General features: G+C 58.6%; 8 protein-coding genes. 2 read left to right on the top strand and 6 right to left on the bottom strand.

Features of this window, described 5'->3' with window-relative positions:
• Positions 1 to 278 precede the first annotated feature (278 nt).
• Together QQF40_RS16915 and QQF40_RS16910 are read left to right on the top strand one after the other, a co-directional pair.
• The gene (locus tag QQF40_RS16915; protein ID WP_285462018.1) at positions 279 to 617 is read left to right on the top strand and encodes a hypothetical protein; all 339 of its coding nucleotides are present in this window, start codon (positions 279 to 281) and stop codon (positions 615 to 617) included.
• Positions 618 to 939: 322 nt separating this feature from the next.
• Entirely contained in the window at positions 940 to 2,274 is a 1,335-nt protein-coding gene (locus tag QQF40_RS16910; protein ID WP_285462019.1) for an aminotransferase class I/II-fold pyridoxal phosphate-dependent enzyme, read from the top strand.
• A gap of 194 nt (positions 2,275 to 2,468) precedes the next feature.
• Here QQF40_RS16910 and QQF40_RS16905 read toward each other — a convergent pair whose 3' ends face one another.
• From QQF40_RS16905 to QQF40_RS16880, 6 genes are all read right to left on the bottom strand, one after another.
• On the bottom strand, positions 2,469 to 3,119 hold the full coding sequence (locus tag QQF40_RS16905; protein WP_285462017.1) for a DsbA family oxidoreductase: 651 nt from the start codon (positions 3,117 to 3,119) through the stop codon (positions 2,469 to 2,471).
• 111 nt (positions 3,120 to 3,230) lie between these two features.
• A complete protein-coding gene (locus tag QQF40_RS16900; protein WP_285462016.1) occupies positions 3,231 to 4,538 on the bottom strand; it encodes an O-antigen ligase family protein in 1,308 nt (435 codons plus the stop codon).
• Between the two features lie 249 nt (positions 4,539 to 4,787).
• Positions 4,788 to 5,954, bottom strand: coding sequence for a nucleotide sugar dehydrogenase (locus QQF40_RS16895; protein ID WP_285462015.1), 1,167 nt, complete (start codon positions 5,952 to 5,954; stop codon positions 4,788 to 4,790).
• Between the two features lie 79 nt (positions 5,955 to 6,033).
• A complete protein-coding gene (rfbC, locus tag QQF40_RS16890; RefSeq protein WP_285462014.1) occupies positions 6,034 to 6,579 on the bottom strand; it encodes a dTDP-4-dehydrorhamnose 3,5-epimerase in 546 nt (181 codons plus the stop codon).
• A 233-nt stretch (positions 6,580 to 6,812) separates the two neighbouring features.
• A complete protein-coding gene (gene rfbA / locus QQF40_RS16885; protein ID WP_285462013.1) occupies positions 6,813 to 7,703 on the bottom strand; it encodes a glucose-1-phosphate thymidylyltransferase RfbA in 891 nt (296 codons plus the stop codon).
• A 108-nt stretch (positions 7,704 to 7,811) separates the two neighbouring features.
• Positions 7,812 to 8,256 (bottom strand): SDR family oxidoreductase (locus QQF40_RS16880; protein WP_285462012.1); only part of this gene is annotated, 445 nt, incomplete at its 5' end.

Here is an 8,256-nt window from a genome sequence, read left to right as displayed (position 1 = left end):
GCACAACGGCGAGACGCTGCCGATCAAGCCGGGCATGGTCGCCACGGTCGACATCGAGACCGGTGAGCGCAGCGTGCTCTCGTATCTCCTGAGGCCCTTCACACGACTTGAGCTGCGCTGAGCGCGAGCCTGATCGGCAGATAAAGCACCTGACAGCAGAATGAGTGGCTAACTTACGTTGCGATATCACATGCCATTGGCTTACCGGACAACACGGAGGTCCCGGTAAGCCATTTCGATGGCGCCTTTCTCAACTCCCAAATAGTGAGACTACCTTCATGGACGAAATGACCATCCTATCCGTCAATGCGCATCATGATTTCAATGACCATGCTCCCCTGTCGATCATGACCAGCGCCGAGGGCTTTACCCTACTGCTCGCCAAGACCGACAGCGCAACCTATCTCGTGATCGCTCAGCATATGGGACGCACGGTATCGACGGTAGAGCTCGCCTCTGTACGCTACGCAGACTTTATCATCCAGCTAATTGATGACCACATTCGACAACATCCGGGGCTCCAGTGTGAGGAGCTGGATATGCATATCCGACTCAAAGCCAAGGATCACCTAACCCGCACGCCCTTGCCTAACGATTTCATGGCGTCTGACGATTGAGATCTTTTTGTCATGTCCCTTGGGGCCTGCGACATCACCGAGAGCGCTAACGTTCTGAGAGGCACGGCAAGCTTTGGTAATGGGCATTATTTAAGGTCATAGGGCCGACGAAGCGTCTCTTTGTTCATACAGCGTCAGCCCGCTTGGACTCCTCTATCGCCACGCCCTTCCATAAGCCTTGTACCACCTGCGATACCTCCCCCACGCCGCCCAGGGCTTGCCCTCTTGCCCGCCTCGCCTCATCATCGAACGAAAGACCGCTTCTACTTCAAGGACTTCCTCTTTGGCAACCCGCAACTCCTCTGGTACATCCGCCAGTGACATGAAGCAGCAACTGCTCGACAAGGCGCGTGCCCGCCGCACTCGCCCGGCCAATACGCAGTCGAATGATGAGGATATCTTCGCCCACAAGAGCGCTGAACCGCTTCAGATCAGCGATGACTTCGTGCGCTTCGATCGCCAACCGGGCTATCAGCAACTCAGCATGATGCAGCAGGCCGGCGCCGCCTTCGGTGTACCGGAGCCCTTCTTCCGCGTGCATGAAGGTTGTGCTGGTGCCACGACGCGTATCGAGGGGCGTGAGCTGGTCAACTTTGCCAGCTACAACTACCTCGACTACTCGCGCCATCCGGAAGTGGTCAAGGCCGCGGCGGACGCTGCCGCGCACTATGGCACCTCGGTGTCGGCCTCCCGGGCCGTCTCCGGCGAGCGTCCGATCCATCAGCAGCTGGAAGCCGCCGTCGCGCGCACCTACGACGTCGAGGATGCGGTGGTATTCGTCAGTGGCCACGCCACCAATGTCTCCACGCTGGGCTACCTGCTCGGGCCGAAGGACCTGATCCTGCATGACGAGTGGATCCACAACAGCTCGCTGGTCGGTGCTCAGCTGTCCGGCGCCCGCCGCATGCCCTTCGCGCACAATGACCCGGACGCGCTGGAAGCATTATTGCGTGCCCAGCGGGGCAAGTTCGAGCGCGTACTGATCGTCACCGAAGGCCTCTACAGCATGGACGGCGATGTGCCGGACCTGCCGCGCCTGATTGCCCTCAAGCAGAAATACCGCTGCTGGCTGATGGTTGACGAAGCCCACTCATTCGGCGTGCTCGGCGAGCGCGGCCTCGGCCTGAGAGAGCATTTCGACATCGCTGCGCATGAAGTCGATATCTGGATGGGCACGATGAGCAAGACGCTGTCCGGCTGCGGCGGTTACATCGCCGGCTGCAAGGAGCTGGTCAGCATGCTGCGCTACTTCGCGCCGGGCTTCCTCTACTCGGTGGGCATGCCGGCACAGGTCGCCGCGCCATCGCTGAAGATTCTCGAACTGCTCCAGGGCGACGATGCCAGACAGCGCATCGCGCGTTTGCACGCCATCTCCGGCTACTTCCTCAAGCGCGCCCGCGCACTGGGGCTCGATGTCGGCGATAGCCTGGGCGTAGCCGTCGTACCAGTGATTCTGGGCAGCTCTCTGGTGGCCGCTCGTCTCTCCAACCAACTGTTCGAGGCAGGTTTCAACGTCCAGCCCATCCTGCACCCCGCCGTGCCAGAGAAGAGCGCGCGGCTGCGCTTCTTCCTTTCCTGTGAGCACACCGAAGCCCAGGTAGACGCCGTCCTCGACACGCTCATGCAGCAACTGAGCAATATCAAGGCAGGGCTGTGACCAGAGTTGTGGCCCGTATAGCTAAGTCAGCGCAGAAAGATAGTGCTTGAAATAAGGGGCGTGAACCAAGGCTGACCTGGATTTCATAACGCCTTCGCTGCTGACACCCCACAACCAAAAACGCGGCCCTGATTATCAGTGGGGCCGCGTTTTTTTCATGGCAGGGATCAGTATTAGAGCAAGCTGTCAGTGACTCAAGACTGCTCTGCCATCAGCTCGTTCAATATCTGTTCGAACACTTCCTTGGGCTGAGCACCGCTCAGGGCGCTGCGGCGGTTGAAGACGAAGGTCGGCACGCTGGAGATCCCCATCTGCTTCCAATGGTTCTCGTGCTGAACGACCTGCTCGCGTGCCTCGGCGTCATCGAGCTGCGCGAGCCCTTCCGTGGCGTCCAGCCCGACCGCTGCCAGCGAGTCCGCCATCACGGCGCGGTCCGACATGTCCTTCTGCAGCGTGAAGAAGTCCGCGAAGAACTGCATCATCAGGTCATGCTGCATGCCCTGCTCGGCGGCGTACTCGAGCAATACGTGCAGCTCGAAGGTATTGACCATGCGCATGTCGTCGAAGTAGTTGAAGACCAACCCTTCCTCAGCCGCCAGGTTGGCGAGATTCTGGCGCGCCTCGACACTGCCCTTGGGCGTGGTGCCGTACTTGCGCTCAGAGTGCGCGCGCAGGTTCTCGCCATGCGCCGGCATGTCCGGATTCAGCTCGAAGGGCTGCCATTCGATCTCGACCTTGTCTTCCAGGCCCAGTGACTGGATGGCGTTCTCGAGGCGCTTGTAGCCAATAATGCACCACGGGCACACCACATCGGAGACGATGTCGATCTTGAGCTTGTCTTGCATATCCATTCTCCTGATCAGCGAGGCAACACGCCTCACCGCTCGTCAATATTAGTGAGCGACTGCTCAAATTTGCGCGTACTGTAGACCCGTCACCTTCGCAGGTCAAAATACTCAGCGTGTCTGTAGTGTCTCAAGGCCACGCTCATGGGCGCGCAGTGTGCCCCAGACGATCGCCAACCAGAAGGCGTAGACCATCACGCCGCTGGCCTGGGAAAACATCACCCAGGTCATCCCGAAGTCAAGGAAAGTCAGCGGCAGCAGTACCCCGGCGACAGCCAGTGAGCGCAATGTCAGGTCGTCACTGTCCAGGCGACGATAGAAGAGGCGCAGCGGCACCAGATAGAGGGCCAGCAACGCAAGCAGTCCCAACACTCCCCGCTTGATCCACGCATCGAGAAATTCGTTGTGGGGATGCTCATAAGGTTGGACGTGGCGACTCAGCTCGCCCCGCTCGATCATCGCATCACGCGCCTCGGCATACCCCGTCTCGCCCCTGCCCAGCCACGGCTGCTCGGCGATCATCAGCATAGCCCCCCGCCACATCTCGAGACGCGCCCCCGCCGAGGTGCCGGCATTGCGGTCCTCCACATATTTAGTGACATCCGAGACGCCGGCTTCAACACGTTGCTGAATGCCGGTCTCCGGCGTCATCACCATCAAGGCGATCACGCCAGCACACATGAAGACTCCGAGCCTGAGCACACGCCGTGAAATCACCTCACCATAACTGCGATACAGCACCCAGGCCGCGAAGGGAAAACCGATCCAACCGCCGCGTGTCCCCGACATCAACGAGCCGATGATGCCGAACGCCCCGCCGATCAGCAGTGCCAGTATCCAATAGCGCCGTCGAGCTCCCGCCTGACTCATCGCCCAGCCAAGGCCTGCCAGACACATCAGCCCCATCAGCATGCAGATATCGCCGAAGTTAATGGTATTGGTGAAGCCACCCGCACGATGCACACCCCACACCAGCTTCTGCCACATCGCCCAACTGCCGGTCAGCACACTGCCGAGGATCAGCCCACCCCACATCGCCCCAAGCGAAGGAGGACACGACAACACGAGCAACAGCACCGGCACAGCCATCAACATACGGATAGGCACGCCTGTCGTCTGCCACGCATCCCCCTGCAGCAGGATGCTCACCAGCAACAGGGCCGCGAGGCCAGCTACCACGCTGATCACAGACAGATCTTCCTTGTGGACGGCCCCCAACAGCGCGCGAGGCTCTCGCAGCAGACAATAGCCACTGATCAACACCAGCAATGCCGGCCCGAGGCTATAGCCAGAAGGCATCACCAGGCTGAGCAAGCCGAACAGGAAGACACTGCAGGAAACGGCACGCGTGATCATAAGGGGAAAATACCGAGCAACACCGGATGAATCCGAGCGCGCAGCAGAAGTGGATGACGGCATACCTGACCTTCCTGATCCAATGGTGACGATGTAATCGGTGATACGGGCAACTCAACCGAATGCGGCAAAGCGCCATCGTGAGATTGATGAGCGAGATAGCCTGACACAACTGCCCTCTTCCTTGGCATCAGGCGCTCAGCATGAAAGTCATCACCTGCTCCCTCTACCCCGTACCCTGTGGGCCTATACGAAAACGCCGCATCACTAGGATGCGGCGTTTTCGTTTCGAGCAAGAATCAGAGCTCTGGATCAATCGTTGCCGAACAGATCACGGGTATAGACCTTGTTGACCACATCGGCGAGCTCTTCCGCCATGCGATTGCTCAGGATGACATCCGCTTCCTGCTTGAACGCCTCGAGATCACGCGTGACGCGTGAGCCAAAGAAGGTATCTTCTTCCAGCACCGGCTCGTAAACGATAACTTCAATCCCCTTGGCCTTGATGCGCTTCATCACGCCCTGCATGGCACTGGCACGGAAGTTGTCAGAGCCGGACTTCATCACCAGGCGATACACCCCTACCACCTGCGGGTTGCGCTTGAGCACGGATTCCGCGATGAAGTCCTTGCGCGTGGTGTTGGCGTCGACGATGGCCTGGATCATGTTGTTGGGCACTTCCTGATAATTGGCCAACAACTGCTTGGTATCCTTCGGCAGGCAGTAGCCCCCATACCCGAATGACGGGTTGTGGTAGTGCTGCCCGATGCGTGGGTCCAGCCCTACCCCTTCGATGATCTGCCTAGCATCCAGACCATGTGATTCGGCGTAGGTATCCAGCTCATTGAAGTAGGCGACACGCATCGCTAGGTAGGTATTGGCGAACAGCTTGATGGCCTCTGCCTCGGTGCTGTCAGTGAAGAGCACATCAACACCCTCCTTGATGGCACCTTCCTTGAGCAGCCCAGCGAACACCTCGGCACGCTCGGAGCGCTCACCGACAATGATGCGAGACGGATGCAGGTTGTCGTACAGTGCCTTGCCTTCACGCAAGAATTCCGGCGAGAACATCAGATTCTGAGTCTGGAAACGCTCACGCGCCTCAGCCGTATAGCCCACCGGCACAGTGGACTTGATGACCATCACTGCGTCAGGATTGATGTCACGCACATCCTGAATCACCGCTTCCACACTCCTGGTGTTGAAGTAGTTGGTGGTGGCATCGTAATCCGTCGGCGTCGCGATGATCACGAAATCGGCATCGCGGTAGGCCTCTTCCTTGTCGAGGGTAGCCCGGAAATTTAGATCTCCGCGCGCCAGAAACTCATGAATCTCATTATCGACGATAGGTGAGATACCACGGTTCAGGCCTTCCACCTTCTCCGGCACGATATCCAACGCGACGACTTCATGATGCTGAGACAGCAGCATGGCGTTGGAGAGACCGACATAACCTGTGCCTGCGATGGCAATTTTCATTATGTTCTGCCTTCAATGATATTGAGTTTGAATTCTAACAAAAAAATTTCTCAAACAGAGCAAGAAAGCCGACAGTAAATCAAAAATGCTTGGCATTGGAAAAGTCAACAGCCAATGAATCCTTGTCTGACAGCAGCGGCGCCTCACCCTTCACCAGAGGCCATTCGACCCCCACGCTGGCGTCATTCCATTTTAGTGAGTACTCATCGCCCGGGGCATAATAATCCGTGCACTTATACTGGAATTCTGCTGATTCGCTGATGACATAGAAGCCATGGGCGAATCCCGGCGGCACCCACAGCATCTGCTGGTTGTCTTCGCTCAGATGGGCGCCGACCCACTGCCCGAACGTCGGACTGCTCTTGCGCATGTCCACGGCCACATCGAAGACTTCCCCCTGGGTGACACGCACCAGCTTGCCCTGCGGCTGATTCAGCTGGTAGTGCAGGCCACGTAGAATGCCCTGACGGGATTTGCTGTGGTTGTCCTGCACGAAGGTGTAATCACCGCAGTGCTCGACAAATTCGCTCTGGCGAAAGGTCTCCATGAAGAAGCCGCGCTCGTCACCGAATTTTTGCGGGGTCAGCAGCACGACATCCGGAATGGCGAGTTTTTCAAAATTCATGCGGTATTCGCTCCTTGTAGGGGACAGATATCACTTCAACAATCACAGGACTCGATGCCCTGCCGGCCCAGGGCACGACAAGGCTCAGTCTCGATAGTGCGCAGGCGTGGGGGGCGTCATGAAAATTCCCGCAGCCCTCGCCTTGTTGGCGACGACTGCGGGAAAGCGGGTACATCAGCATTGACTTCACTGCATGCGTACCTGGCAACAGCGACCGCTCTCAGGTGTCGAGCTCAGTAATTGCCACGGCGCTTGTCATCCAGGCGCTTCAGCAGGTACTGGCCGTAACCGGTCTTCTTGAGTGCGGTGCCCTGCTCTTCGAGCTGCTCGTCGCTGATCCAGCCGTTGGTCCAGGCGATTTCCTCGAGACATGCCACCTTCAGGCCCTGACGATGCTCGATGGTCTGCACGTACTGGCCGGCTTCCAGCAGGCTGTCGTGAGTGCCGGTATCCAGCCAGGCGAAGCCACGCCCCAGTCGCTCGACACGCAGATCACCGCGCTCCAGGTAGGCATTGTTGACGCTGGTGATTTCCAGCTCACCACGCTCGGATGGCTCGACGGCCTTGGCGATCTCGACCACATCGTTGTCGTAGAAATACAGGCCAGTCACTGCATACGGAGACTTGGGCTTCAGCGGCTTCTCTTCGATGGACATCGCCTTGCCGGAGTCATCGAACTCCACGACACCGAAGCGCTCCGGGTCCTGCACGAGGTAACCAAAGACGGTCGCGCCGCTCGGCTGATTCGCGGCACGCTTCAGCTGATCCGAGAAGTGCTGACCATGGAAGATGTTGTCTCCCAGCACAAGACAGACCGGATCATCGCCGATGAATTCCTCTCCGATAATGAAGGCCTGCGCCAGGCCATCCGGATTCGGCTGCACGGCATACTCGAAACGCACACCGTACTGCTCGCCGTTGCCAAGCAACTTCTCGTACTGCGGCAGATCTTCCGGGGTGGAGATGATCAGGATCTCGCGGATGCCGGCCAGCATCAGGACAGAGACCGAATAAAAGATCATCGGCTTGTCATAGATCGGCAGCAGCTGCTTGGAAACACCGCGAGTGATCGGATGCAGTCGTGTACCGGAACCACCGGCGAGGATGATGCCCTTGCGCGCCATATCAAAATCCTTGTCGTATCGACGTGTAGCGTTTCATTCGAAGAAGATCAGGTGCCGCGAGATGCCACACACTGAAGGTGAACTGCCAATGTGACAGAGACCGCTGACTCAGCGATCCAGATGTTCCTTGAGTGTCAGCGCCAGCTGAGACTGCCAGTCAGGCAGCTCGAGACCAAGTGCCGCCTCGAGTTTCGCCAGCGCAAGACGGGAATTCAGTGGGCGTGTCGCCGGTGTCGGGTATTCCGCTGTCGGGATGCCGCCTAGCGTCTGTGGGTCTATCGCCAGCGTTTCCCCCTGTGCGATCGCCAGACGGAAGATGCTCTGGGCGAACCCATGCCAGCTGGTGGTGCCCTGCGGCGCCAAGTGATAAAGCCCGGAGTCGATCCGTTGGCGCAATGCCTCACAGGTGAGCTGGGCGATCAGGCGCGCCGGTGTCGGCGCACCGATCTGATCATTGACGATGTTCAGCGCGTCGCGATCACGCCCCAGCTTGAGCATCGTCTTCATGAAGTTGTTGCCACGGGCGGCATACACCCAGCTGGTACGGAACACC

This window comes from Cobetia sp. LC6 (assembly GCF_030264805.1).
Lineage (GTDB): Bacteria > Pseudomonadota > Gammaproteobacteria > Pseudomonadales > Halomonadaceae > Cobetia.
This window is presented reverse-complemented; position numbering and strand designations above follow the sequence as displayed.